This is a genomic window from Acidovorax facilis, from assembly GCF_050626955.1.
In the GTDB taxonomy this organism is placed as follows: Bacteria; Pseudomonadota; Gammaproteobacteria; order Burkholderiales; family Burkholderiaceae_C; genus Acidovorax; species Acidovorax facilis.
In genome coordinates, this window is record NZ_CP192460.1 from 315807 (window position 1) to 341051 (window position 25245).

At 65.1% G+C, this 25245-nt stretch carries 17 protein-coding genes; 11 read left to right on the plus strand and 6 right to left on the minus strand.

The window, feature by feature from the left end; genetic code table 11:
• Positions 1 to 10: 10 nt before the first annotated feature.
• The 3 genes from ACQ4MJ_RS01445 to ACQ4MJ_RS01455 all read left to right on the plus strand — a co-directional run bounded on the left by ACQ4MJ_RS01445 (position 11) and on the right by ACQ4MJ_RS01455 (position 9814).
• Positions 11 to 2299: a methyl-accepting chemotaxis protein gene (locus ACQ4MJ_RS01445; protein ID WP_055393361.1), complete on the plus strand. Its 2289-nt coding sequence runs from the start codon at positions 11 to 13 to the stop codon at positions 2297 to 2299.
• A gap of 47 nt (positions 2300 to 2346) precedes the next feature.
• Complete coding sequence (locus tag ACQ4MJ_RS01450) at positions 2347 to 8523, plus strand: Hpt domain-containing protein (RefSeq protein WP_431150600.1); 6177 nt, start codon at positions 2347 to 2349, stop codon at positions 8521 to 8523.
• A gap of 112 nt (positions 8524 to 8635) precedes the next feature.
• Entirely contained in the window at positions 8636 to 9814 is a 1179-nt protein-coding gene (locus ACQ4MJ_RS01455; RefSeq protein ID WP_055393357.1) for a PilT/PilU family type 4a pilus ATPase, read from the plus strand.
• A gap of 9 nt (positions 9815 to 9823) precedes the next feature.
• Here ACQ4MJ_RS01455 and ACQ4MJ_RS01460 read toward each other — a convergent pair whose 3' ends face one another.
• A complete protein-coding gene (locus tag ACQ4MJ_RS01460) occupies positions 9824 to 11308 on the minus strand; it encodes a cryptochrome/photolyase family protein (RefSeq protein ID WP_431150597.1) in 1485 nt (494 codons plus the stop codon).
• A gap of 21 nt (positions 11309 to 11329) precedes the next feature.
• On the opposite strand from ACQ4MJ_RS01460, the gene ACQ4MJ_RS01465 reads away from it, so the two are divergent.
• The 7 genes from ACQ4MJ_RS01465 to ACQ4MJ_RS01495 all read left to right on the plus strand — a co-directional run bounded on the left by ACQ4MJ_RS01465 (position 11330) and on the right by ACQ4MJ_RS01495 (position 17383).
• The gene (locus tag ACQ4MJ_RS01465) at positions 11330 to 11929 is read left to right on the plus strand and encodes a YqgE/AlgH family protein (RefSeq protein WP_055393353.1); all 600 of its coding nucleotides are present in this window, start codon (positions 11330 to 11332) and stop codon (positions 11927 to 11929) included.
• On the plus strand, positions 11926 to 12345 hold the full coding sequence (gene ruvX, locus ACQ4MJ_RS01470) for a Holliday junction resolvase RuvX (RefSeq protein WP_055393351.1): 420 nt from the start codon (positions 11926 to 11928) through the stop codon (positions 12343 to 12345). The genes ACQ4MJ_RS01465 and ruvX overlap by 4 nt, the downstream gene beginning before the upstream one ends.
• Positions 12342 to 12863 (plus strand): bifunctional pyr operon transcriptional regulator/uracil phosphoribosyltransferase PyrR, encoded by a 522-nt coding sequence (gene pyrR, locus ACQ4MJ_RS01475; protein ID WP_055393349.1) that lies wholly within the window; start codon positions 12342 to 12344, stop codon positions 12861 to 12863. Before ruvX ends, pyrR begins: the two co-directional genes overlap by 4 nt.
• A gap of 2 nt (positions 12864 to 12865) precedes the next feature.
• The gene (locus ACQ4MJ_RS01480) at positions 12866 to 13828 is read left to right on the plus strand and encodes an aspartate carbamoyltransferase catalytic subunit (protein ID WP_008903259.1); all 963 of its coding nucleotides are present in this window, start codon (positions 12866 to 12868) and stop codon (positions 13826 to 13828) included.
• A 79-nt stretch (positions 13829 to 13907) separates the two neighbouring features.
• Positions 13908 to 15203, plus strand: coding sequence for a dihydroorotase (locus tag ACQ4MJ_RS01485; protein ID WP_431150591.1), 1296 nt, complete (start codon positions 13908 to 13910; stop codon positions 15201 to 15203).
• Positions 15204 to 15230: 27 nt separating this feature from the next.
• Positions 15231 to 15968 (plus strand): lysophospholipid acyltransferase family protein, encoded by a 738-nt coding sequence (locus ACQ4MJ_RS01490; protein WP_121505518.1) that lies wholly within the window; start codon positions 15231 to 15233, stop codon positions 15966 to 15968.
• 182 nt (positions 15969 to 16150) lie between these two features.
• Positions 16151 to 17383, plus strand: coding sequence for a Yip1 family protein (locus ACQ4MJ_RS01495; protein WP_121421089.1), 1233 nt, complete (start codon positions 16151 to 16153; stop codon positions 17381 to 17383).
• A gap of 85 nt (positions 17384 to 17468) precedes the next feature.
• Here the strand turns inward: ACQ4MJ_RS01495 and ACQ4MJ_RS01500 are convergent, their stop codons facing one another.
• Positions 17469 to 18548 carry an ABC transporter ATP-binding protein gene (locus ACQ4MJ_RS01500; protein WP_055402047.1) on the minus strand — a complete coding sequence of 360 codons (1080 nt, stop codon included), beginning with the start codon at positions 18546 to 18548 and terminating at the stop codon, positions 17469 to 17471.
• Positions 18549 to 18666: 118 nt separating this feature from the next.
• Here ACQ4MJ_RS01500 and ACQ4MJ_RS01505 point away from each other — a divergent pair, with 118 nt between their 5' ends.
• On the plus strand, positions 18667 to 20295 hold the full coding sequence (locus tag ACQ4MJ_RS01505; protein WP_431150586.1) for an ABC transporter permease: 1629 nt from the start codon (positions 18667 to 18669) through the stop codon (positions 20293 to 20295).
• Positions 20296 to 20377: 82 nt separating this feature from the next.
• Here the strand turns inward: ACQ4MJ_RS01505 and ACQ4MJ_RS01510 are convergent, their stop codons facing one another.
• From ACQ4MJ_RS01510 to ACQ4MJ_RS01525, 4 genes are all read right to left on the minus strand, one after another.
• Positions 20378 to 20695, minus strand: coding sequence for a hypothetical protein (locus tag ACQ4MJ_RS01510; RefSeq protein ID WP_055402051.1), 318 nt, complete (start codon positions 20693 to 20695; stop codon positions 20378 to 20380).
• A gap of 111 nt (positions 20696 to 20806) precedes the next feature.
• Positions 20807 to 22417: a PepSY domain-containing protein gene (locus ACQ4MJ_RS01515; protein WP_431150583.1), complete on the minus strand. Its 1611-nt coding sequence runs from the start codon at positions 22415 to 22417 to the stop codon at positions 20807 to 20809.
• Between the two features lie 19 nt (positions 22418 to 22436).
• The gene (locus ACQ4MJ_RS01520; protein ID WP_431150580.1) at positions 22437 to 24647 is read right to left on the minus strand and encodes a TonB-dependent receptor; all 2211 of its coding nucleotides are present in this window, start codon (positions 24645 to 24647) and stop codon (positions 22437 to 22439) included.
• Positions 24648 to 24782: 135 nt separating this feature from the next.
• A complete protein-coding gene (locus ACQ4MJ_RS01525; protein ID WP_121422557.1) occupies positions 24783 to 25145 on the minus strand; it encodes a DUF2946 family protein in 363 nt (120 codons plus the stop codon).
• Positions 25146 to 25245: the final 100 nt, after the last annotated feature.

Below are 25245 nucleotides of genomic sequence, written 5' to 3' on the forward strand. Positions count from 1 at the left end.
AGGCTGCACCATGTCCGTCGTCAATCAATTTGGAAAACTGTTCAACCGGAAACCTGCCACGCCGGAAACCGGCGCGACTGCCGGCGCCGCCGACGACGGGCAGGATCTTCTTGCCACGGGTTCGCTGGATGGTGCGCAGCTGCGCGACACCTACCAGGCTGAAGCGATGAACAGCGTGCAGGGCGATCCAGATGGTTATTCGCCGGAACTGGCCGCATCGGACGCAGAGGAAGACCTGATCGCACTGCCGGTGCTGGGGCGTGCCACGGCCGCCGCTCACCAGCGTCGATTGCTCGCGCTGCTTGGTATCGGCGTGGCGGTTCTCGCGTTGATTGCCTTCTGGGTGCTGCAGCAGGCAGACAGATCAGCTCAGCAGCTTGCGGCTACCGGCCAGTCCCTGATGCAATCACAGCGTCTCGCCAAGTCCGTATCTCAGGCCCTGGTGGGTAGTCCCCAGGCCTTCCCGGACGTGGTGGAAAGCTCCGGCGTGCTGGCGCGCAATGTGCGTGCCCTCAACGCGGGTGATGGCGAACTTGGCGTGGAATCCCTGGGCGAGCCCTACAAGCCCGATCTGGACGCCGTGAACCCGCTCATGGAACGTGCCGAGCGCAATGCCAGCGTGGTGATGGGTCAGCAGAAGATCCTGACCCAGGTGGGCGATGCTCTGCGCACCATCAACCGCCAGTCCTCGGACCTGCTCGAAATCGCAGAAACTGTGTCGTCCCTGAAGCTGCAGCAAAACGCCCCGGCCGCTGAGATTTCTGCGGCTGGCCAGCTGGTGATGTTGACCCAGCGTATCGGCAAGTCCGCCAACGAATTCCAGACCATGGAAGGCGTGAGTCCTGAGGCTGTGTTCCTGCTGGGCAAGGACTTGAATTCGTTCAAGGAAATCGCCCAAGGCCTGCTGGATGGCAGTCCTGAACTGCGTCTGGCTGCCACCAAGGATGCCCAGACCCGCGAACAGCTGGAAGCTCTGGTGAAGCTCTATGAGCAGACCCGCACCCAGGCCAGCGCCATTCTGGGTAACCTGCAAGGTCTGGTGTCGGCCCGTGAAGCGCAGTCCGCCATCATTGCTGACAGTGAGCCTCTGCGCCGTCAGCTCGAAGGACTGCAAACCAAACTGTCGGCCCAGACGGGTGTGGGTGGCGGCCAACTGGCAGCTCTTGCGCTTGCTGGTTTGTTTGTGATCTTTTGCGGTGTGGGCATTTCTCGTGTTCAGCTGCTCGACAGCCGTGGCCGCCAGGCGGCTGCTGAAATGCAGCAGAAGGACGCCAAGCGTCAGGAGCAAGAAGCCAAGCGCGTCAACGACGCCAACCAGGCTGCCATTTTGCGTTTGATGAACGAACTGCAATCGGTCGCTGAGGGTGACTTGACGCAAGAAGCCACGGTGACGGAAGACATCACGGGCGCCATTGCCGACTCGGTGAACTACACGGTGGAAGAGTTGCGCCAACTGGTAGGCAGCGTGCAGAACACGGCGACCCGCGTGGCACAAACGACGGCGCAGGTGGACAACACCTCCACCGAACTGCTGGCAGCATCGACCGAGCAACTGCGCGAAATTCGCGAAACCGGCCGCTCGGTGCTCGACATGGCGACCCGCATTAACGAGGTGTCTACACAGGCGCAAGAATCCGCCACGGTGGCCCGCCAGTCGCTGCAAGCGGCTGACTCCGGTCTGCAGGCCGTGCAAAACGCCATCGGCGGTATGAACTCCATCCGTGACCAGATCCAGGACACCTCCAAGCGCATCAAGCGACTGGGCGAATCGTCGCAGGAGATCGGTGAAATCACGGAGCTGATCTCTGACATTACCGAACAGACGAACGTGCTGGCTCTGAACGCAGCCATTCAGGCCGCATCCGCTGGTGAAGCCGGTCGTGGCTTCTCGGTGGTGGCGGAAGAAGTGCAGCGACTGGCCGAACGTTCCGCTGATGCGACGCGCCAGATTTCTGCGCTGGTGAAGGCGATTCAGACCGACACCCAGGATGCCGTGGCCGCTATGGAGCGTTCCACGCAGGGTGTGGTGGAAGGGGCCCGCCTGTCTGACAGCGCCGGTACCGCGCTGACCGAGATTGACCGCGTGTCGCGTCGCCTCGCCGAACTGATTGAGCAGATTTCGTCTTCAACTTCGCGGGAAGCCGTTTTGGCCAACGAAGTGGCCGACAACATCCAGCACATTTTTGCGGTGACCGAGCAGACGGGTGAAGGTACCCGTACCACAGCGCAGCAGGTGCGCGAGCTGTCGCACATGGCTGAGGAACTGCGCCAATCGGTGGCACGGTTCAAGATTGCCTGACGCTGTAGTCATCAACCAGCTGGCTCATAGCAGCCGGGGACGAATCCATGTCATCTATTGATGTCAACAATGCACCGGCCGCGGATGGGACCCAGGGGGATCAGGACCTGGGTCCTTTGGCGTGGGTGCTTGACGAACTGCGCAAATCTCTGGATGGCGCTGTCAAGGCCATGCGCCGTTTTGTGCGAGATGCAGAAGCCGCACGCGAGTCGGATCTTGCAGCGCTGGACGCAGGCCCACTGCGCATCGCTCGCCAGCAGTTGCACCAAGCGTGTGGTGCGCTGGAAATGGTGGGCATGGGCCCTCCAGCTTTGGTCCTGCGCGCCATGGAGTCGGCAGTCCAGAAGTTCGTTCAACGGCCTGAGACCTGCAGCGACGATGCTGCCGCAGTGATTGAGCGTGCAAGCTTTGCGCTGATCGAATACCTGGAAACCGTTCTGGCTGGCAAGGCAGCGTCGCCTGTCGCGTTGTTTCCCCAGTACCGCGATGCCCAGGCCCTGGCAGGTGCCGACCGTGTCCATCCGGCCGATCTGTGGCCCGTGGAACGCCGGTTTCGCGAGCCCGAGGGGGCTGTTGTAGCCACGCCGCTGCCCTACGGGCCTGAGGCGCGTGCTCGCCTGGATGCGGCAGTTCTAAGAATCGTCAAATCCGGCGATCTCAGGGCTTCGTTGAGTTTGCGGGATACCTGCCTGGGATTTGTGGCATCCCAGCAAGACCGCCAGTCCCGCGCTTTCTGGAAGATATGCGCAGGCTTTTTTGAGGCTTTCGGCTCCGGCCTTTTGCCTGCGGACGTCTACGTCAAGCGTGTGGCATCCCGCGTGCTGATGCAGTACTCCACCCTTGCCAAGGGTGACACGACGATTGCAGACCGCTTGGTTCAGGATCTGCTGTTCTTCTGTTCGCAGGCCAAGCCAGCCGAATCCAATGACAGTGCTGCTCCGTCTTTGCAGGCGGTCCGGCAGGCTTTTGCCCTTGATCGGTTCAAGCCGGTGGACTATGAAGCAGCCCGTTTTGGCAGGTTTGATCCTGCCATGCTGGCGCAGGCACGCAAGCGAATAGCTGCTGCCACGGAAACCTGGTCTGCCCTGGCGGGCGGCGACCGCAACAAGCTCAAGCCAGCGGCGGACCAATTCAGTCTGGTCTGCGACTCGCTGCGCAAGCTGCACCCCGGTAGCGAAAGCCTCGCTCAGGCGCTGACCCGCGCGCTGGAATCCACCACCCGCTCGGGTGAACCTCCTTCGGCCGCGCTGGCCATGGAAGTAGCCACCTCGGTCTTGTATCTGCAAGCAGCCTTTGAAGAGCTGGATGCGGACGGCAATCAGATGGAAATCCGCGCGGGCCGACTGGCAGAGCGCCTGGATGCGGTGGGGGCGGGCGCTGAGCCAGAACCTCTCGAGCAATGGATGGAAGAGCTGTACCGCAGGGTCAGCGACAACCAGACCATGGGTAGTGTGGTGGACGAATTGCGCTCCACGCTCGGCGAGGCGGAAAAGGCGCTGGACCAGTTCTTCCGCAGCCCGCAGGACACTGCAGTCCTGGCAACCGTACCGGGGCATCTTGCCCAAATGCGCGGCGTGCTGTCGGTGCTGGGGCTGGACCAGGCATCGCTCGCCGTGGTTCGCATGCGCGACATGGTGGAGCGTTTGCTCATCAATGAAGTCCCCGCGTCGGACCGCCAGGGCGTGTTCGAGAAACTGGGCAACAGCTTGGGCGCCCTGGGCTTTCTGATCGACATGCTCAGCTACCAGCGCACCATGGCGCGCAAGCTGTTTGTGTATGACGAGGAACTGGGCGAGTTGCGCATTCTCACGGGCAAGAGTCGGCCGCGTGCCTCGGACGCTTTGGAAGAGACTCCTGCCAAGCTGGAGGAGCGGTCGGCCGTTCCCCTGCCTGACGTGGTGCCGCGTTTTCCTGTGCAGGAGCCGCTCAGCGAGCCGACCGATTTCGGTTCGCTGCCTTCGTTGCCTGACATGCCCGCAGCGGCCGCCGCTGAGCCATTGGCTCCCGTAGAGGCGGATTCACTGGCCCCTGATATTTCGTTCGATCTGCCCGCTGTAGCAGGCAGCGAGCCGGCGCCCTTGCCCCTGGCTGCGGCAGCGCCCGCACCAGCCCCTGCGCAGGTGCCTGAGGTCGAGGACGAATTGCTGGAGGTCTTCCTGGAAGAGGCGCGCGAGGTGGTAGTCAATGGTCTGGCTGCGATCGAGGTGCTGAAGGATGATCCGGGCAACCTGAGTGAGCAGACCACGCTGCGGCGTGCCTTTCACACGCTCAAGGGCAGTTCGCGGATGGTGGGGCTGAACGATTTTGGTGAGGCCGCCTGGTCGATGGAGCAGTTGCTCAATGCCTGGCTGGCTGAGCAAAAGCCCATGCACCCTGGTTTGCTACAGCTTTCTTCCGACGCGTTGCGGGCCTTCAGCCGCTGGGCGGACGACATTGCGGTGGGCCAAGCCTCTGGCTGGCAACCGGACGCGTTCCGGCAATCTGCGGATGCCATGCGCCTGGACGGAACCCTGTTGCCGCTGGTGGTGCCGTCTGCCGACGGAGAAGCCCCGGTCCTGGCTGAAGTGGCGCTTGAGCCTGAGGTGGCTGTGCTGGATGACCTGCCTCCTGAGGTGCCCGCGCCAACGGTTGCAGAGGTTCCGAAGGTCCTGGAAGAAGAGCTGGCGATGCCGGACTTCGAAGCCACCGAAATTTTCGACCATGTGCCCGAACTGCCGGCAGAGGCGATTGCTCCAGCCCCCGAGGTGGCCGAGGAGATCGATTTCTCCGTGTTCGCCGCTGCGCTCAATGAGGCGCCTGCTGCTCCTGAAGCTATCGCCCCCTCCAGTGTCGACTTTGTTCTGGATCTCGAACTCCCAGACCTGGAACCTGTCGCGACCGCTCCCGAGGTGGGTGCTCTGTCGCAGGCACCTGTGGTGCCCGACGAACCTGCAGAGGATGGGGCCTTTGTTCTGCCTGTCGAGTCGCTCGATGAAGTCGAATCCCATCAAGTGCCGAGCGGGACAGATCCCGAGCCCCTCCTGCTTAGTGCCGATGAGTCGGAATCTGTGGGTCAGGATGTGCCGGCCGAAGTCGTAGAAGCCGCAGAGGCTGTGGCCTTTGAGGCTGCCTCTGAAGTGCCGCAGGCCATCGAGGCCGTGCCGCAGGAGTCGGAAGACAGCGCCAGCGATGACGCGGTGAAGGTCATTGACACCCTGCGCATTGGCATCCCGCTCTATAACGTTTATCTGAACGAGGCCGACGAGTGGTCGCGCCGATTGGTGACCTGCCTGCAGGAATGGTCGCTGGAGCTGCACGAGCCTCTGCCCGATATGGCCGTGGCATTGGCGCACTCGTTGGCGGGCAGCTCGGCCACGGTGGGGTTCAATGCCCTGTCAGAGATGGCCAGGGTGCTCGAACACGCGCTTCAACACGTGACGCTGCAGTCTGGCGGCACACAGGAGCAGGCCCAGGCCTTCATGGCAGCGGCGGAAGACATCCGTCGTTTGCTGCACCAGTTTGCGGCAGGTTTCCTCAAGGAACCAAGTCAGGAGGTGCTGGAGCAGCTGCGCCAGATCCTGCAAACCGAGGTGGACAACACCTTGTCACCGCCTGAAGAGGAGGCTGCAGACGAGTTGTTGTCGGTGCAGGACCAGACTGCTCCGGTGGAAGCAGAAGTGGTGCAGCCACTGCCACCTGCCGAACCCGAGCCGGACCTGCAAGCCATGCCGGAGCCTGCGGCTGTTGTGGGCCCCAAAGGGCATGTGGCCCCTGCTTTGTCGGCCGTCATCCACGACCACGATCAGCGTATTGATGATGCGATCGCCCATGCTGTGGCGCTTGGCTCGGATGTGGACGACGATATCGATGCGATTGACGTTATCGACCCGGATCTGTTCCCGATCTTTGAGGAAGAGGCTGCCGAGCTGTTGCCACAGCTTGGTGGTGCGCTGCGCCAATGGGCCTCGCGTCCCGACAACCTTGGTGCCCGCAGTGAAGTGCTGCGTGCGTTGCACACCCTCAAGGGAAGTTCGCGCTTGGCAGGTGCCATGCGCCTTGGTGAGATGGCCCACCGGCTGGAATCCGCCATCGAGCAGCTTGACGCTGAGACGGTGACATCCGATCAAATCGAGCCTTTGCAGGGTAGTTTTGACGGCATCCAGGCGAACTTTGATGCGCTGCGTGCGATTGGCCAGGGGCCCGCCGATACGGTGGTTTCTCTGCCCGTTGAAACACCGCGCAGCCAGCCTGAAGCCTCCGAGGCCCCATCAGCTCCAGTGCCAGCAGCAGCACCCGCGTCTGCCGTGTCCTCTGCTCCAGCGGTGCGCCTGCCTGGTCCTTCGCAGCTCGCGCCTTTGCGTGTTGCTGCTAACCAGTCGGTGCGTGTGCGTGCCCAGTTGCTGGACCGGTTGGTCAATCAGGCGGGTGAGGTGATGATCAGCCGCTCGCGCCTGGATGTGCGGCTGGGTCAGTTCCGCAGCTCGCTGACTGACCTGTCGGGCAATTTGGACCGTCTGCGCCAGCAATTGCGGGACATCGAGCTGCAAGCTGAGTCGCAGATGCAGTCTCGCCTGGCCCTGTCGAAGGACTCGGCGGCGGGCTTTGATCCGCTGGAGTTTGACCGCTTTACCCGTGTGCAGGAGCTCACACGCATGATGGCCGAGTCGGTGAACGACGTGGCCACCGTGCAGCGCAACCTGCAGCGCGCGATGGAAGGTGCGGAAGACGACCTGATTGCCCAAGGCCGCCAGGCGCGGGAGCTGCAGCGCGACTTGCTGCGCACCCGCATGGTGGAGTTCGAAGGCATTGCTGAACGTCTGTATGCCGTGGTGCGCCAGGCCTCCAAGGAAACCAACAAGCAGATCAAGCTCGACATCACCGGCGGCTCCATTGAGATGGACCGTGGTGTGCTGGACCGCATGACCCCCGCGTTCGAGCATCTGTTGCGCAACTGCGTGGCCCATGGCATTGAAGATCCGCAGGTGCGCACGGCCGCAGGCAAGCCTGCATCGGGCACGATCACTGTGGAGTTGCACCACGAAGGCAACGACGTGTCGGTGGAGTTCCGGGATGACGGTGCCGGACTGAACCTGCCCCGTATCCGTGAAAAGGCGTTGGCGCAGGGCATTGTGGCGCCCGATACCGAGTTGAGCGATGCCGAAGCTGCCAACCTGATTTTCATGCCCGGGTTCTCCACGGCTTCCGAGGTGACCGGCTTGGCAGGGCGTGGTATTGGCATGGACGTGGTGCGTGCCGAGATCAATGCACTGGGCGGTCGGATCGAGACCTCGACAGAAGCTGGCAAGGGCGCGGCCTTCCGCATGGTCCTTCCCTTGACCACGGCGGTGACGCAGGTGGTGATGCTGCGCGCGGGTGACCTCGCGATCGGCGTGCCGGCCAACGTGGTCGAGATCGTTCGGCGCACGTCTGCGGCAGACCTGGAGGTTGCATACCGCACGGGCCATTTTGATGACGGCATGGAGCAACTGCCTTTCTTCTGGGCTGGAGCGCTCCTGCAGGCTTCTTCCCGCAGCAACGAGCCTGCTGGAAAGACGCGCCCTGTGGTGATCTTCCGCAGCGCATCGCAGCGCATCGCCATGCACGTGGACGAAGTTCTGGGCAACCAGGAAGTCGTGGTGAAGAACCTGGGTCCGCAGCTGTCCCGTTTGCCTGGCTTGGCCGGCATGTCGGTGCTGGCATCGGGTGCTGTGGTGCTGATCTACAACCCCGTGGCGCTGGCGACGGTGTATGGCGACCAGGTGCGTGCCGCCAGCGCCGGTCTGCCTTCAGTGCTGGAGGCCGATGGCTCTTCGGGTGCGGGCAAGTCGGTCGTCTCGCCCCAATTGGCGGGCCCCAGCCAGGTGCCTCTGGTTCTGGTGGTGGACGATTCGATCACGGTGCGCCGGGTTACGCAGCGTTTGCTGCAGCGCGAAGGCTACCGTGTGGCGCTCGCGGCCGATGGCTTGCAAGCGCTGGAGCGTCTGCAGGAAGAGCGCCCCACCGTTGTGCTGTCCGACATCGAAATGCCACGCATGGACGGGTTCGACCTGGCGCGGAACATCCGTGCAGACGGTGCGCTGCGCGATCTGCCCATCATCATGATCACGTCGCGCATCGCTGAAAAGCACCGCGAGCATGCGATGGAGCTGGGCGTTAACCATTACCTGGGCAAGCCTTACTCCGACGAAGAACTGCTGAGCCTCATTCAGCACTACGCCCGCATCGCGGCAACCGCAGAGGCCTAGACAGCATGCATGTGCACCACAGGTCTGCCTTGAACCGGCGGGCCTGTGGCCTGCCAATATGCCTGTTGGTGCGGGTCTTGGCCACGGCGGCTTTCCTTTGGAGGCTGTCCTGATGGAGCCGACGGCAACTGTACCTTCTCCGGACCCTCGCCTCCTGGCTTGTCTGGCTGTGGTGGTGCGGGAAAGGGCGTCTGATCTATTCATCATGGCGGGTGCGCCACCCACGCTCAAGCGGCAGGGCGTGTTTGTGGCCATGGGGCAGCAGCAGCTGTCCGCCGACGATGTCAGGCAGATGGCGTATTCCATCCTCCGCGAAACGCAGCGGCAGGAGTTCGATGCCACCATGGAGTGCGACCTGTCCTTGCAGACCCCGGAGGGCGAGCGGTTTCGTGTGAATGTGCACCGGCAGCGTGGGCAGGTAGGCATGGTGATCCGCCATGTTATTGCCCAGATCCCCAGCCTGGCGGCGCTCGGCCTTCCGCCCGTGCTCCAGCAACTGGCGTTTCTCAAAGGGGGGCTGGTACTCACGGTAGGGTCGGCGGGTTCTGGCAAGACCACCACATTGGCAGCGCTGCTGGACCACCGCAATGCCCACACGGGCGGGCATATCCTGACGGTGGAAGACCCCATCGAATACCTTCATACCCACAAGAAGTCACTCGTGACACAGCGCGAGGTGGGGCTCGATACGCTGTCCTATGACGAGGCCCTGCGTCGCGCGATGCGGGAAGCGCCGAACGTGATCATGATTGGTGAAATCCGCGACCGGGCCACCATGCAGCACGCGCTGCACTATGCCGAGTCCGGCCACCTGTGTGTTTCCACACTGCATGCCAACAATGCGAACCAGGCGGTGCAGCGCATTGTGAATTTCTTCCCCGAAGACGCCCACCGCCAATTGCTCATGGACCTGTCCCTCAACCTGCGCGCTGTCGTAGCGCAGCGCCTGGTGGCGGGGCTGGCGGGTGGCCTAGTGCCTGCCACCGAAATCATGCTGCTCACGCCCTATGTGGCCGAGCTGATCCAGAAGGGGCAGATCGACGAACTCAAGACCGCCATTACCCGCAGCGCAGAGCAAGGCATGTGGAGCTTCGACCAATCCTTGCTGGCCATGGTCGAGTCCGGTGCCATATCGCCCGAAGAAGCGATTGCCAATGCCGATAACCGCACCGATGTGCGGCTGCGCCTTCGGCTGGCGGCGGGGGCGCCGCTGGGGGGCGAGGGCATGCAGATGAGCCCGGATGAGCCCGCTGGGCCCGACAGCGTTCCACCGCCTGCCACCCGCCGGTGAGTGCGGGGATCAGACCGCAGCAGACTTTACGACCGCATACCGCTCCAGGGTGCGGTGCCGCGCCGCGTCGTGCTCCGCCACCGGCAGCGGGTAGGTATCCCCCAGCCGCACTCCCGCATCCTGCAACTCCAGCGGGCGCGCCAGCCAGGGCGCGTGCAACGCCTTGGTAGGCAAACTCGCCAGCTGCGGCAGATAGCGGCGGATGAGCTTGCCCTCGGGGTCGAACTTTTCACTCTGGCTCACGGGGTTGAAGATGCGGAAATAGGGCTGGGCATCGCACCCGCTGGAGCTGGCCCATTGCCAGCCACCGTTGTTGGCGGCCAGATCGAAGTCATTGAGGTGCGTGGCGAAGTAGGCTTCGCCCCAGCGCCAGTCGATGCCCAGATCCTTGACCAGGAAGCTCGCCACCACCATGCGCAAGCGGTTGTGCATGTAGCCCGTCTGGTTGATCTGCGCCATGGCCGCATCCACCAGCGGGTAGCCCGTGCGCCCCTCACACCAGGCGGCAAACAGGGTGTTGGCCTCGGGGCCTGATTCCCACTGGATCGCGTCATACGCGGGCTTGAAACTGTGGCCCACCACATGGGGATGGTGGTGCAGGATCTGAAAGTAGAAGTCCCGCCAGATCAGCTCGCTGAGCCAGGTGGCGGCGCCCCGGTTGCCTTGCAGCATCAGCCCATGCGCGGTGCGGGCCAGCAGGCGCGGCGAGATGGTGCCAAAACGCAGGTGCACGCTGAGGTAGCTGGGCCCTTTGACAGCTGGAAAGTTGCGCGTGTCCTCGTACCGCTCGATGCGGCCCAGGAAGTCGTTGAACAGCCGCTGCGCGCCACTGGCGCCCGTGGGCAGATTGAGCTGCGATAGGGCCGTGGCCTCAAAACCCAGGCGTGCCAGGGTGGGCACCGCCTGGCAGTGCGCCTGCGGGCGCGGTGCCAACCGGTGTGCATGGCGCTCCACGGGGTAGCCGGTGAGTTGAAACGCATCCACCTTCTTGAGCCAGGCGTTCTTGTACGGTGTGAACACGCTGTACGGATTGCCGGTCTGCGTCAGCACCTCGCTGCGTTCCAGAATGGTGTGGTCCTTGAAGGTGTGAAATGCCCTTCCGGCAGCGGCCAACCGTGTGCGCACCAGTCGGTCGCGTTCCAGGGCCTGGGGCTCGTCATCGTGGTTGGCAAACACGGCCTGCACGCCCAGGGCGTTGGCCAGTTCTGGAATGGCATCACTGGCCACTGCATGCAGCACGATGAGGCCACCCTGTTCATGCCCGGAAAGCGTTCGCAGCGTTTCATCCAGCTCCACCAGCGATTCGCGGATGAACTCCACCCGCCGGTCAGCCCGGGGCAGGGCGTCGAGGATCTCTCGGTCGAAAACAAAGGCGCAGTGCACCTCCTGGCATTGAGTCAGTGCGCGGTAAAGAGCGGCCTGATCGTTCGCGCGCAGGTCGCGGCGGAACCAGACCAGACCGCTGGGGTACGAGGGCTCGGAGGAGGGTGCCATGTTCACCGTTAAAATTGCCGAATGTCTTTCGATTCTGCGCCCATCAACCTGACGCATCACTTCCTGATTGCGATGCCCGGTCTGGAAGATGAGTCTTTCTCGCGCAGCGTCGTTTACCTGTGTGAGCACAGCGAACGCGGTGCACTCGGCCTCATCATCAACAAGCCTTCGGACATCACCCTCAAAGGCCTTTTTGACAAGGTGGACCTGTCGCTGCGGCGCGAAGATCTCACCCAGGAACCTGTTTTCCAAGGCGGCCCGGTGCAGACCGAGCGCGGTTTTGTGTTGCATGAGCCCATGCTCATGGACAAGGCAGAAACCGATGAATCGGCATATGCCTCCACCATGACCATCCCCGGCGGGCTGGAGATGACCACCTCCAAGGACGTGCTCGAAGCGCTGTCCACGGGCGCAGGCCCGCGCCGCGTGCTCATCACGCTGGGGTATTCGTCCTGGGGTGAGGGCCAGCTTGAATCGGAGCTGGCCGAGAACGCCTGGCTCACCGTGGCGGCCGATCTGTCCGTGATCTTCGACACCCCTGTGCCCGAGCGCTACGACCGGGCCCTTTCGCTGCTGGGCCTCAAGGCCTGGATGTTGTCGCCCGAGGCGGGGCACGCATGACCGGCCTGCCCGTTCAGCCCGCCGTTCCTGCGCATTTCCAGACCTTTCTTGCTTTCGATTTTGGCCTCAAGCGCACGGGGGTCGCCACGGGCAACCGCATGTTGCGCAGCGCCACGCCGCAGGCCACCATCAAGGCCGAGGGCGACGCCCGTTTTGTGCAGGTGGCGCAGCGCATCAAGGAGTGGCAGCCCGACGCCATCGTGATCGGCGTGCCCTACCACCCTGATGGCGCGAGCCATGAGAACACTGAACGCGCGCTCAAGTTCGGCCGCCAGCTGCGCGGCCGCTTTGGTTTGCAGGTGTTCGAGGTGGACGAGCGTTACAGCACCACCGAAGCCATCGCAGGTGGCGCCAAGGATGCCGACGCCGCTTCGGCCTGCATCATCCTGGAACAGTTTTTGAGGAATCTCCCATGACCACCCCCTCCCCCGGAGTGTCCGGCAGCCTGGTGCTTGATGCCGAGGCGCTGTACCGCGAACTGCTGCGCGGAGTGCGCAGCATGCTGACCCCCACCACGCGCCTGGCGGGCATAGCCTCGGGCGGCGCCTGGCTGGCCGAGCGCCTGCAAAAAGACCTGGGCCTCGAAGGGCCCGCAGGCGTGCTGTCGTCGGTGATGCACCGCGACGACTTCGCCCAGCGCGGCCTGTCGGCCAGCGCGCAGACGGCGCTGCCGTTTGATGTGAACGGTGCCGATGTGCTGGTGCTCGACGACGTGCTCTACACCGGCCGCACCATCCGCGCCGTGCTCAACGAGCTGTTCGACTACGGCCGCCCCGCCAGCGTGCGCCTGGCCGTGCTGGTGGACCGGGGCGGGCGCGAGCTGCCCGTGCAGGCCGACTTTGCCGCCGCGCGTGTGGCCCTGCCTGCCGCCCAGTCGCTGGCCCTGGCGCGTGACGACAGCGGCATCTTCCAATTCCAAGTCAAAGAGGCCTGACCGTGCTGCACAAGCGCAACCCCCAACTCAACGGCAACGGCGAACTCATCCACCTGCTGTCCATCGAAGGCCTGCCGCGCGACATCGTCACGCACATCCTCGACACGGCGGCCAACTTCGTGAGCGTGAACGACCGCGAAGTGAAGAAGGTGCCCCTCCTGCGCGGCAAGAGCGTGTTCAACCTGTTTTTCGAGAACAGCACGCGCACCCGCACCACCTTCGAGATCGCGGCCAAGCGCCTGTCGGCCGACGTGCTCAACCTCGACATCGCGCGCAGCTCGGCCAGCAAGGGCGAGTCGCTGCTCGACACCATCGCCAACCTCTCGGCCATGGCGGCCGACCTGTTCGTGGTGCGGCACAGCGAGTCGGGCGCGCCGTACCTCATTGCCCAGCACGTGGCGCCCCATGTGCACGTGATCAACGCAGGCGATGGCCGCCACGCCCACCCCACGCAGGGGCTGCTGGACATGTACACCATCCGCCACTACAAGAAGGACTTCAGCAACCTCACTGTGGCCATCGTGGGCGACGTGCTGCACTCGCGCGTGGCGCGCTCGGACATCCACGGCCTGACCACGCTGGGCTGCGCCGAAGTGCGCGTGGTGGGCCCGCGCACGCTGGTGCCGTCCGACATGGCGCAGATGGGTGTGCGCGTGTGCCACACGCTCGAAGAAGGCATCAAGGATGCCGATGTGGTCATCATGCTGCGCTTGCAGAACGAGCGCATGAGCGGTGCGCTGCTGCCGTCGAGCCAGGAGTATTTCAAGAGCTTCGGCCTCACGCAGGAGAAGCTGCAACTGGCCAAGCCCGACGCCATCGTCATGCACCCCGGCCCCATCAACCGGGGCGTGGAGATCGACTCCGCCGTGGTCGATGGCAAGCAGAGCGTGATCCTGCCGCAGGTGACTTTCGGTATTGCGGTCCGTATGGCTGTCATGTCCATCGTTGCTGGTAACGAAGCATGACGCTTGGAATGAATACTCCTGTTTTCATAGCTGCTAGCGCTTATCCAATAAGCGCTAGCAGCCAATTTGGCTTGAAATCATGAAGATACTGATCCAGAACGGCCGTGTGATCGACCCCGCTTCGGGGCTTGACCAGACCTGCGACATAGCGCTGGCGGCAGGCCGCATCGTGAGCGTCAACCGCGTGCCCCCCGACTTTGCGCCCAACCGCACCATCAATGCAGCTGGCTGCATCGTGCTGCCTGGCCTGGTGGACCTGGCCGCACGCCTGCGCGAGCCCGGCCACGAGCATGAAGGCATGCTCGAATCCGAAATGGCCGCCGCCGTGGCCGGCGGCGTGACCAGCCTGGTCTGCCCGCCCGACACCGACCCTGTGCTCGACGAGCCCGGCCTGGTCGAGATGCTCAAGTTCCGCGCCGAAAAGCTGCACCAGGCGCGTCTGTTCCCTCTGGGGGCCCTCACGCGCAACTTGGCCGGCGAGGTGCTGACCGAGATGGCCGAGCTGACCGAATCCGGCTGCGTGGGCTTTGGCCAGGCCGAGGTGCCGCTGGCCAGCACCCAGGTGCTGCAGCGCGCGCTGCAATACGCCGCCACCTTTGGCTACACCGTGTGGCTGCGCCCGCAAGAGATGCACCTGGGCAAGGGCGTGGCTGCCAGCGGCCCGCTGGCCACGCGCCTGGGCCTGTCGGGCGTGCCCGTGGCGGCCGAGACGATTGCGTTGCACACCATTTTTGAACTGCTCAAGACCACCGGCGCCCGCGTGCACCTGTGCCGCATCAGCAGCGCGGCGGGGGTGGAGCTGATCCGCCGCGCCAAGGCCGAGGGCCTGAAGGTGACGGCCGATGTCAGCATCAACTCGCTGCACCTCACCGACGTGGACATCGGCTTCTTCGACAGCCGCGCCCGCCTGTCGCCCCCGCTGCGTCAGCAGCGCGACCGCGATGCGCTGAACGCCGCGCTGGCCGACGGCACCATCGACGCCCTGGTGTCTGACCACACGCCGGTCGATGAAGACGCCAAGACCTTGCCATTCGCCGAAGCCGAGCCCGGCGCCACGGGGCTGGAGCTGCTGCTGTCGCTCGCGCTCAAGTGGTCGCAGGACAGCGGTGTGCCCCTGCAGCGTGCGCTCGCCACCGTCACGTCCGAACCCGCGCGCGTGCTCGGCAGCGCCCTGGGCACACTGCAGGCCAGCGTCGGCCAGATCGTGGAAGGTGGCGTGGGCGACCTGTGCATCTTTGACCCGCAGGCGGCGTGGACGGTGCAGGACGACGCATTGCGCAGCCAGGGCAAACACACCCCGTTCTCGGGCTACGAACTGCCTGGCTGTGTGCGCATGACCCTCGTCGGTGGCCAGGTGGCTTTTGACCGGGGTTGAGGTAGTGCGACGCTGCGAGGCCCTGCGGTGAAGTCTTTGCGTGCCTGCTGGCGCCTGCTGCGCCTGCTGGGCCACATTGTCAAAGGGCTGGCCATCGTGGCGTTGCGTTTTCCAGCGCTCTCGCCGGACCAGCAGCATGCCCGGGTGCAGGTGTGGTCGCTGCAGCTGCTGGCGCACCTTGGCATCAGCCTGCGCATCTTGGGTCAGCCCCCGCTCACCGGCCCGGTGATGCTGGTGGCCAACCACATCTCGTGGCTTGATATCCCGGTGATGCACGCGGCGCGGCATTGCCGCTTTGTCTCCAAGTCCGACGTACAGGGCTGGCCGCTGATCGGCACCCTGGCCACGGCCGCAGGCACGCTCTACATCGAGCGCAGCTCGCGCCGTGATGCGCTGCGCATGGTGCGGTCGATGCAGGAGGCGCTGGAGCGGGGCGAGGTGCTGGCCGTGTTCCCTGAGGGCACCACGGGCGATGGGCGCGAGATGCTGCCTTTTCACGCCAATTTGCTGCAAGCCGCTGTGGTGGCGCAGGCTCCGGTGCAGCCCGTGGGCCTGCGTTTTGCCGACAAGGCCACGGGTGCCACCAGTTTTGCGCCCAGCTACATCGGCGACGAAACCCTGGTGGGCTCCATCTGGCGCACGCTGTGCGCCCCGCCCATCGAGGCTGTGGTGCATTACGGCCCCCCCGAACTGGCGGGCGAGCGCGACCGCCGTACCTGGACGCAGCACCTGCACGATACGGTCGATCAGTTGCGCAAAGCCTGAGCTGGCGCTCTGGGGGCAGGGGGTGGTTTCCGTGGGCAAAAGCGTGCATATTCCACGTTTGCAGCCGCGCGGTCTGCACATCCGATCTCTATTGCACGCAATTTCCCGTATCGTCCGCGTCTTTCGCCTGCAAGCGCTTGCAAATGCGTGCGCAGGCTCACCCACACTGCCGGGAGGGCACCATGAACCTGATTGAGCGCGCCAAGAGCATTCTTCTGCAACCCAAGGACACCTGGGTCACCATTGAGGCCGAGAGCACCGACGCCGCCACCCTGTACACCCGCTACGCCATGATTTTGGCCGCCATTCCGGCAGTCTGCGGTTTCATTGGCATGTCGCTGATCGGTTTTGGGGGCTTTGGCGTCACCATCCGCGTGCCCTTTGTCTCGGGGCTGGTGAACATGGTGGTGTCGTATGTGCTCAGCCTCGTGGGCATCTTCGTGCTCGGGCTCATCATCGATGCGCTGGCCTCCACCTTTGGCGGCCAGAAAAACTCCATCCAGGCCTTGAAGGTGGCGGTGTATGCCAGCACGGCGGCCATGCTGGGCGGGGTGTTCAGCCTGCTGCCTGCACTATCCATGCTGGGCCTGCTGGCGGCTTTGTACTCCATCTACCTGCTCTACACCGGCCTGCCGGTGCTCATGAAAAACGCCCCCGACAAGTCGGTGGTCTACACCGTGGTGGTCATCATCGCGGCCATTGTGATGGGGGTGGTCATCGGCGCCGTAAGTGCGCTCTTTCTGCCCCGTGGCGGAGCGATGTTTGGCGGGGCCGACGCGCCCGCCATCACGATGAATACGCCGGGCGGCAAGGTGTCCATCGACACCGCCGGCCTGGAGGCCGCAGGCAAGAAGATGGAAGAGGCTGCCCGCAAGATGGAAGAAGCGCAAAAGAGCCAGGACCCCGCCGCCATTGCCGCTGCTGCTGGTGATGCCGCCAAGGCCGCCGCTGGTGCGCTGGGGGGTGGCCAGGCCATTGCGGCGCAGTCGCTCAAGGCGGCACTGCCCGAGAAGCTCGCCGGCCTGCCGCGCACGGGCTTTGATGTGCAGGACGGTGCCGCCCTGGGCCTGCCCACCAGCCAGGCCAGTGCGCAGTACGGCAGCGATGACAAGCAGGTGCGCCTGGAGATCGTGGACATCGGCGGTCTGGGGCAGATGGCGGTCATGGCCATGGGCATGGCCCAGGGCGAAAAAGAAGACCCAACGAGCGCCGAGAAGACTTGGCAGGAGGGTGGCCGCACCCTGCACCAGCGCTATGAAAAGGACGGCAGCCATGCCGAGTTCAAGACCATCCTGAAAAACGGCCTGGTGGTCAGCATTGAGGGCGACAACATGGGCGTGAAGGATCTGCGGGGCTTCATGTCGCAGGTGGATCTCAATGCCTTGGAAAGCCTGCAGCGCAAGGGAAAATCCTGAAGGCCGCAGTGCGCCGTGGCGCAATGAGCCATCAAAAGTAATAGCAACCAGCGCTTTGTGGATAAGCGATAGAGCCTATTTTGGCTTAGATGGTGGTTCCCTGTTCGCGGGGGAATGTCACCACATGGTCCACCTGTGCGCGGATGCCTATCCACTCGCCCAAGGCGTGGTCGTGGTGGCTGGGCACATGCGCCAGCACCGTGTGGCCGCTGGCCAGTCGCAGCGTGTACAGAAACTCCGAACCCCGGAACGACTTGCGCACGATCTGCGCCTGCACGGGGGCATGGTCGTCGTGCACGATGTCGTCCGCACGCAGCAGCACATCACATTCGCCACCGGGGTAGCTGCTGGGCAGGGGGCATTCTTCCAGGTCGGTCAGCTCGCCCAGCGGCGTCTGCGCCACCACGTTGTTGCCGCGCTGCAGCAGCGTGGCAGGGGCGAACACGCCGTGGCCAATGAAGTCGGCCACAAACCGTGTGGCGGGGCGGTGGTACAGCGTGTACGCATCGTCCCACTGGTGCAGATGGCCTTCGTGCATCACGCCGATCACGTCGCCAATGGCAAAGGCCTCGAACTGGTCATGCGTCACAAACAGGGCCGTGGCGCCAGCGGCTTTCAGAATGCCGCGCACCTCGTGGGCCAGGCGCTCGCGCAGGTCCACGTCCAGGTTCGAAAAAGGCTCGTCCAGCAGCATGAGCTGCGGGCGTGGTGCCAAAGCCCGAGCCAGGGCCACGCGCTGCTGCTGCCCGCCAGAAAGCTCGTGCGGAAAGCGGTTCTCGCTGCCCTCCAGCCCCACCAGCTGCAGCACCTCGGCCACGCGCGCGGCCTGCTCGGCACGGGGCAACTGGTGGATGCCAAACGCCACGTTGCGGCCTACCGACAGGTGCGGGAACAGCGCGTAGTCCTGGAACACCATGCCAATGCGCCGCAGCTCAGGCGGCACGCTGAGCGTGGCGCTGCTGACCACACTTTTGGTCAGGCGGATCTCGCCGCCCGTCACGGGCTCCAGCCCTGCCACAGCGCGCAGCAGTGTCGTTTTGCCGCAGCCAGAGGGGCCGATCAGCACACCGATATCGCCTGCATGCAGGCCCAGCGTGACGCCTTCCACCGCCGCGTTGGGGCGGCCTGCGTAGCGCACTTCGAGTTGGGAGACCTCTAGAAACATCGCTTGATTCTAGGCGGGCAGGGACGAATGCTTAAAATTCGCATTTGCATTCCTGATCGTTGCCCGGCCTGAGCCTGCCAGCGGGTGTGCGCTTTCTTACTTTGCCGAGCCACTCGCCTTGCGCCGCACGCCTTTTTCTGCCTTTCGCACCATCCCTTTGATCCTGTTCGCGGGGTTTCTGGCGCTGCCCGTGCTGGCCGTGCTGGCATCCTGGTTGCCCTTGGGGCAGGGCGATGCGCAGGCGGGCGCCATCCTGCGCGAGATGGCGGCCACCGTGTTGCCTGGCTATGTGTGGACCACCTTGTGGCTGAGCGTGCTGGTGGCCCTGGGCGCGGCCATTGTGGGCACAGGCACGGCGGCAGCGGTGACGCTGTTTGATTTCCCGGGCCGCCGTACGTTTGAATGGCTGCTGCTGCTGCCCCTGGCCATGCCCGCGTATGTCACCGCGTATGCCTACACCGACTTTCTGCAGTTCAGCGGCCCGCTGCAGGTGGGCCTGCGCAACACCTTTGGCCTGGAAGGCCGCCTGCTGCCCGAGGTGCGCAGCCTGGGCGGCGCGGTGTGGGTGTTCATCTTTTCGCTGTACCCGTATGTGTACCTGCTGGCGCGCACGGCGCTGGGCGAGCGTGCCGCGCACCTCATGGAGGCCGCGCGCCTGCTGGGCGCTCCGCTGTCGCGCCGCATCCGCGCCGTGGCGCTGCCTCTGGCACGCCCGGCAGTCGCTGCAGGCGTTGCGCTGGTGCTGATGGAAACGCTGGCTGACTTTGGCGTGGCCAGCTACTTCGGCATCCAGACCTTCACCACCGGTATCTACAAGGCCTGGCTGTCGATGGACAACCGCCTGGCCGCCGCGCAGCTGGCCACCATGCTGCTGGTGGTGGTGATGGCGCTGCTGCACCTGGAACATCGCGCGCAAAAGCGCATGCGTTTCGCCACGGGCGGCGGGCGCGCAGGCTCGGCCGAGGCACAGCCCCTGGCGCTGCGCGGCGCACGCCGCTGGGCCGCCTGGGTGGTGTGCGCGGTGCCGGTGGTGATGGGTTTTGTCGCCCCGGTTCTCTTCATGCTGCGCCCGCTGGCGGCCGACTGGTCGGTGCTGCCGTGGGAGCGTTTCATGGAATGGGCCTGGCACAGCGTGCGCTTGGGATGCATCACCGCTGCGCTGGCCGTGATGATTGCGCTGGCCCTGGCGTTTGCGGTGCGCCGCCAGCCTGATGCGATCACACGCGGCGTGGTGCAACTGGCCAGCGTGGGCTACGCCGTGCCAGGTGCCGTCATTGTGGTGGGCCTGCTGCTGCCCGTGGGGTGGCTGCAGGCGGCCATGCCGCAGTGGGGCGTGGGCGCGCTGGTCACGGCCACGGCGTTGGGCATCGTATGGGCGTACCTGGTGCGGTTCTGCGCGGTGGCGCTGCAGTCCATTCAGAGCGGTTACGCGCGAATTCCCCCCAGCCTGGATGACTCTGCCCGCATGCTGGGCATGGGCAGCGTGGGCCTGATGGCGCGCGTGCATGGGCCGCTGCTCAAGCGGTCTACCGCTGCTGCCGCGCTGCTGGTGTTTGTGGACGTGATGAAGGAGCTGCCCGCCACGATGGTGCTGCGCCCCTTCAACAGCGACACCCTGGCCGTGGTGGCCTACCAGCTGGCGCGCGATGAGCGGCTGGGTGAGGCGGCGTTGCCTTCCCTGGCGCTGGTGGCCGTGGGGCTGGTGCCGGTGATCTTGCTGAGCCGCACGCTGCGTAGCCGGGGGTGACCTGCGCTGAGGCATCCCGCTCCCGTCCAACAAAAAGCCGCCCGAGGGCGGCTGGCAGTGCGCTGCTGTGAGCGGACCCTTTTCATTCGCTCCAATCGGAGTGCTTCTCGCACAGCTTGTTGGTTTCCTTGCCCTTGCGGGTTTCGGCGAACTTCACGAGGTTGCCCTTGAAATCTTCGGGCGTTTCGTTCCACATGCAGGTGCACCAGGCCTGGGCCTTGGTTTGGCCCTTGATGGGGCTGGGCTCGTTGCCACCCTCGTAGACGGTGGCAGAGTAGCTCAGGCACTGCCGGTATTGCGCGTCGCCTGCAGGTGGGCGGTTGTAGTCGGTGGCGGCCCAGGCCGAAGTGCCAGCGGCCAACAGGAGGGCGGCGCCAGTGATGGTGCGGATCAGTTGCATGGGGAAAATCTCTGCGAGGGATGGAGCCCCCGCACGCCCGGGATGGACGTGCGGTGGGTGAAGCCCAGTGTAGTTGTTTGAAACAAAAAGTATCACACAAAAAATGACGGCTCAGGCACCTGTCGTAGGCAAGACACGGGCGCGCCTGCGGCGGCCCTGTCCGGCAAGCTGCGACGCCGGGCCCGCTACTAATGCGAACTTGGCGCCCAGCCGCCGCAATCCAATGACCACCCCCGTTGCGCTCAGCAACGTACCGCCCAGGCTCAGCACAATGAGAACGATGTCCCACAGCGGGCGCCGCTCCAGCAGCGGCAGCCAGTCCCAGCTGTGCAGCATGGAGAACAGCCAGCGGCTGGTACGGCGGTGGCTGTCGGTGCGGCCGAGTACGGCGCCGGTGTGGGGGTCGATGTGGACCCAGGTGGCATGGGGGTCGTCAAACACCAGGCGCAGCGCGGGCAGCGGCTTGTCGCCCCCACCCGTCATGGTGTGGGTGGCGCGGTCGTAGTAATGCAGGTCGTAGGCGGTCAGCGTTTCGGTGCGCGTCACGGCGTGGGGCAGCAGGCGCGCTGCAGCCTCGGCCACCGCGCCAGGGGGCCACTGGTGGGGCGCGGCGGTGGTCGCATCGAGCAGCGCGGGGGCGCCGGTCGGGCTGTAAGCAAGCACCAGCGGGTGGCCCGCGCTTTGCACCCAGCGCAGCTCCCGCGTGTTCGGCGAAACGCCTGACAGCAAAGCCTGCACGGTGGCGGCTTGCGGGGGCAACACCAGCGGGCCTCCATTCATGGCCAGCTGGCGCAGTGGCGCGGCGCCGCTGTCAAAAATCTTCCATGGGTTCATGGACATGAGGCCGCTGAAGATCCAGGTGAATGTGATCAGCGCAAACACCAGCCCGAACACATGGTGCCAGCGCATCATGAAGCCCCGGTAGGGCGTGCGCGAACCGGTCTTGTATCGGCCCTGGAAGCGCCAGCGCAGCACGCCCACCACGGTGCCCGTCAGCGTGAGCACGATGCCCGCAATGGAAAGCCAGTTGACGATGTCTGTCCAGTAGCCGTTGAAGATATTGCCCCGGAAGGGGTAGAGCCAGTGGATCCAGGCGCCTGCGTAGTTCCAGGCGCGCTCTTGCAGCGGTGCATCGCGCACCACCTCGCCCGTGGTGCCCGACACATAGACCACGGTGCCCGCGCTGTCGCCCAGGTGCAGGCGGTGCAGGGGGCGGTGCACGTCGAGCGCGCGCGAGTGGGTGAAGGCGTCTTCGTCGATCGTGCCCAGGTGTGCGATCCGTGCGCCGGGCTCCTGCGCGAAGGCGCGAGCCGAAGCGAGGGCGTGCTCGGCGTCTACGCGCTGCAACCGCTCGCCTGTGAGGGCGTTGATGACCGCAGGCGCCGGTGCCCTGCGCGGGCGTGGTGCGGCGTCGCCTGTGGGGGCGGCGGGGACCACCAGATACACCGCCCGCCCGCCGCTGGCCACGGCGAGCCTCAGTTCCTGCAGCGGCCCTGCCAGGCCTGCGCGCGCCAAGGCGTCAGCGGGCTCCAGCAGAGGCACCGTGCCCAGCGTTGCGCTGCGCAGCGGCGGCAGGTGGGCCAGCTTCTCGGCCTGCGTGAGCTTGGGGTAGCCCACGTACATCATCACCACGCCCGAGAGGAACCACATGGCGAAGAAGGCGCACAGCAGCACGCCCAGCCAGCGGTGGACGAGGTACAGCCAGCGTTTGGCGTGTGGCATGTCCGGTTCCTTGCCTGCGTCAGAACGCGGTGTGCAGCGTCACGTCCAGCGTGCGCGGTGCGCCCAGGTAGACCTGGTCGCGCGTCTCTGCCGCGTAGATGCGGTCGGTGGCGTTGCGCACGCGGGTGGTGAGCGTTGTGGTGTTGTTGACCTTCCAGGCCAGGCCCAGGTCCAGCAGCGTGTACGACGGCCAGAACTTGGTGTTGGCGGCGTTGCCGTACACCTTGCCCACATGGCGCACGCCCACGCTGGCCGTGACGGTGGGCGTGATCGCGTACGAGGTCCACAGGTTGGCCACCTGCTGCGGAACCAGTTGGGGCACATTGCCCGCGCGCGAGACACCGCCCTGCACAAAGTTCTCGTACCGCGCGCGGGTCAGCGCCAGGTTGCCCTGCAACTGCCATTGCGGCGTGGGCCGAATGCCAGCCGACAGTTCGACGCCCTTGGACGACTGCTCGCCCACCAGCACCGTGATGTTGGGGTTGGACGGGTCTTGCGATGCGATGTTCTTGCGGCGGATGTCAAAGGCTGCCACCGTGGCGCTGCCCTTGCCGTCCCAGAAGTTGAACTTACTGCCCACCTCGATCTGGCGGCCCGTGGTCAGTTCGCTGTTGTTGCGCACGTCGGCAAACGAGGCCGAGGCCAGCGAGCCCGAGGGTGGGTCCGCCGCGTTGGAGGCCTGCGCATACAGGTTGGCGCCGGGTGCAATGTCCCACACCACGCCCAGGCGGCCGGTGGTGGGGCTGTAGCTGCGGCTGAAAGTGGCGGGCGCGGTGGCTGTGACGGCGCGGCGATTCACCAGGTCGAGCTCGATGCGCTCGTGCCGCAGTGCGGTGATCAGATTCAAGCCAGGCACCACGGCCGTGCGGTTTTCCAGGTACAGCGCCGTGTTGGTGATCTTGTTGTCCTTGTCAGGATTCAGGACGGGTGACATGCCGGGAATGTCGAAGAAGTTCTCGGTGGAGAAGTGGTAGGGGTTGACCGTGCCCACGGTGACCGAGGGGCCGAACGGGAAGCGCGTCTGCTTGTTCACGCTCACGTCCAGGCCAAAGGCCCAGTCGCTCTTTCGGCCTGCGAGCTGGCCTTGGTACGTGCCCTCCAGCCGGTCGCCCACGAGCTGCTGGTCGTGGCGTTGCAACAGCGGGGACGTGCGCGTGACCGCCGTGTTGGTGGCATTGAAGGTGTAGGTCTCCACGTTGCGGTAGTCGCGCAGGGCGTCGTACACGTAGAACGTGTTCTTGAGCTGCAGCGCATCCGACACACGCCATTGCGCCACCGAGCGCAGCCATTGCACGCGCTGCTCGTACATCCCGTCGGCGCTGTTGTAGTTCTTGAAGCGCGTGGCCGGGTCGATGGCCAGCGCGCCCACGGCGGGGTTGAGCACCGGTGTGCCCCAGTACGGGCGGTCCACGTGGTCCCTCTGGTATTCGTAGGCCAGTGTGTGCGTGAAGCCGCCGCCCAGGTCGGACAGCAGCGAGGTCGCCAGTTGGGTGGACTGTGTTCTGGTGCCTTCGATCCAGCTGCCTGCGTTGCGGTGGTTGAGGTCGATGCGCGCGTAATGGGCAGGGCCTGCACTGCCATCGCCGCCTGCAATGCGGCGGTTCAGGCCTACCGACACTTCCTTCAGGTCGTAGGAGCCCAGGCGCAGCTGGCCCTCGGTGAAGTCGCTGCGCTCGGCCGTCTTGGTGATGTAGTTGATGGAGCCGCCCACGCCGCCCGATCCGTACAGAAAACTCGACGCGCCGCCGATGGCCTCGACCCGGTCGTAGATCCAGCTATCGACCGCGCGTGTGGCGCTGCCGTACTGCGGGTTGATGCCGTTGTACAGCTGCGCGACCGAGTTGCTGGTGAAGCCCCGGTAGTGCGCGGACATGGAGCCCGGCGCGTTGTGCGCCACCACGCCCGGCACGGCGCGCAGGATTTCCTGCGTGTCCTGTGCGCCGCGTGCGTCGATGGTGGCGCGATCCACCACGGTGACGGAGGCCGGGTTCTCGCGCGCCGTCAGGCCCAGGCGGCTGCCGGTGTCCACGGGTGTGTCCAGGTTCAGCTTGCCGTTGGGGGATGCGGCGGTGTCCACCACGTCCACGGCCTTGAGCGTGGGCGTGGTGGTCTGGGCAGGGACGGAGAGGGAGGCCAGCGCGCAGGTGGCGAACACGCCCCAGCACGAAGGAGAAAGAGGCAGGCGCGGAGAGCCCGCAGCATGGCGGGAGGAGGAGTACGAACGGGACATGAAAACGCTCTTGTCTTGAGGCGACAGCGCAACCAGGCCCGCGTGGAGTGCACGCAGGGCTGCGCGGTCTGGAAACCAGCGGGAACAAGGCAGCGCCCGACCACCAGGTACGGGGTACTGCCAACAGGCTTCAGATCAAGAGCGCGATGGGGGCCCGCGTGCGGGCAGGGGGGCTGCCGTGGCCGCTGCGATGCGGGCGGCCTCGACGGGCTGCAGCGCATGGGCCAGGGGGTGGGGTGGCAGCACGGCGGCTACCGGGGTGGGGGGCGGCGCGCTGGGAGTGGCGCACAAGGGACAGTCCATGCCCATGGCACCCATCTCCACCGTGCCATCGTCGGTCTGCACCAGCAGCTTGATGGCGCCGGTGCCCGAGCAGATCACTTCGAAGGATTGCGGGTTCACCAGCGGCGATGCAATCGCCACCCCCATCGACGCCACGAACCATGCCAGCACCCACAGGCGCAGCGCGGCAAAGGTTGTTCGTGGGAGGGCGGTCATGGGGCGCGATGATACTGCGGCCACACAGTGGTGCGGGGTAGTTTGCTATAAATGTTATAGCGTTACTCGCTTTCTGCATCGGCGCCAGGGCCGGATTTTG

Bases quoted from the DNA above. Each gene is read 5' to 3' on its own strand.
- ACQ4MJ_RS01445 (WP_055393361.1), top strand. From the start codon at position 11: ATGTCCGTCGTCAATCAATTTGGAAAACTGTTCAACCGGAAACCTGCC.
- ACQ4MJ_RS01450 (WP_431150600.1), top strand. From the start codon at position 2,347: ATGTCATCTATTGATGTCAACAATGCACCGGCCGCGGATGGGACCCAG.
- ACQ4MJ_RS01455 (WP_055393357.1), top strand. From the start codon at position 8,636: ATGGAGCCGACGGCAACTGTACCTTCTCCGGACCCTCGCCTCCTGGCT.
- ACQ4MJ_RS01460 (WP_431150597.1), bottom strand. From the start codon at position 11,308: ATGGCACCCTCCTCCGAGCCCTCGTACCCCAGCGGTCTGGTCTGGTTC.
- ACQ4MJ_RS01465 (WP_055393353.1), top strand. From the start codon at position 11,330: ATGTCTTTCGATTCTGCGCCCATCAACCTGACGCATCACTTCCTGATT.
- ruvX (WP_055393351.1), top strand. From the start codon at position 11,926: ATGACCGGCCTGCCCGTTCAGCCCGCCGTTCCTGCGCATTTCCAGACC.
- pyrR (WP_055393349.1), top strand. From the start codon at position 12,342: ATGACCACCCCCTCCCCCGGAGTGTCCGGCAGCCTGGTGCTTGATGCC.
- ACQ4MJ_RS01485 (WP_431150591.1), top strand. From the start codon at position 13,908: ATGAAGATACTGATCCAGAACGGCCGTGTGATCGACCCCGCTTCGGGG.
- ACQ4MJ_RS01495 (WP_121421089.1), top strand. From the start codon at position 16,151: ATGAACCTGATTGAGCGCGCCAAGAGCATTCTTCTGCAACCCAAGGAC.
- ACQ4MJ_RS01500 (WP_055402047.1), bottom strand. From the start codon at position 18,548: ATGTTTCTAGAGGTCTCCCAACTCGAAGTGCGCTACGCAGGCCGCCCC.
- ACQ4MJ_RS01510 (WP_055402051.1), bottom strand. From the start codon at position 20,695: ATGCAACTGATCCGCACCATCACTGGCGCCGCCCTCCTGTTGGCCGCT.
- ACQ4MJ_RS01515 (WP_431150583.1), bottom strand. From the start codon at position 22,417: ATGCCACACGCCAAACGCTGGCTGTACCTCGTCCACCGCTGGCTGGGC.
- ACQ4MJ_RS01520 (WP_431150580.1), bottom strand. From the start codon at position 24,647: ATGTCCCGTTCGTACTCCTCCTCCCGCCATGCTGCGGGCTCTCCGCGC.
- ACQ4MJ_RS01525 (WP_121422557.1), bottom strand. From the start codon at position 25,145: ATGACCGCCCTCCCACGAACAACCTTTGCCGCGCTGCGCCTGTGGGTG.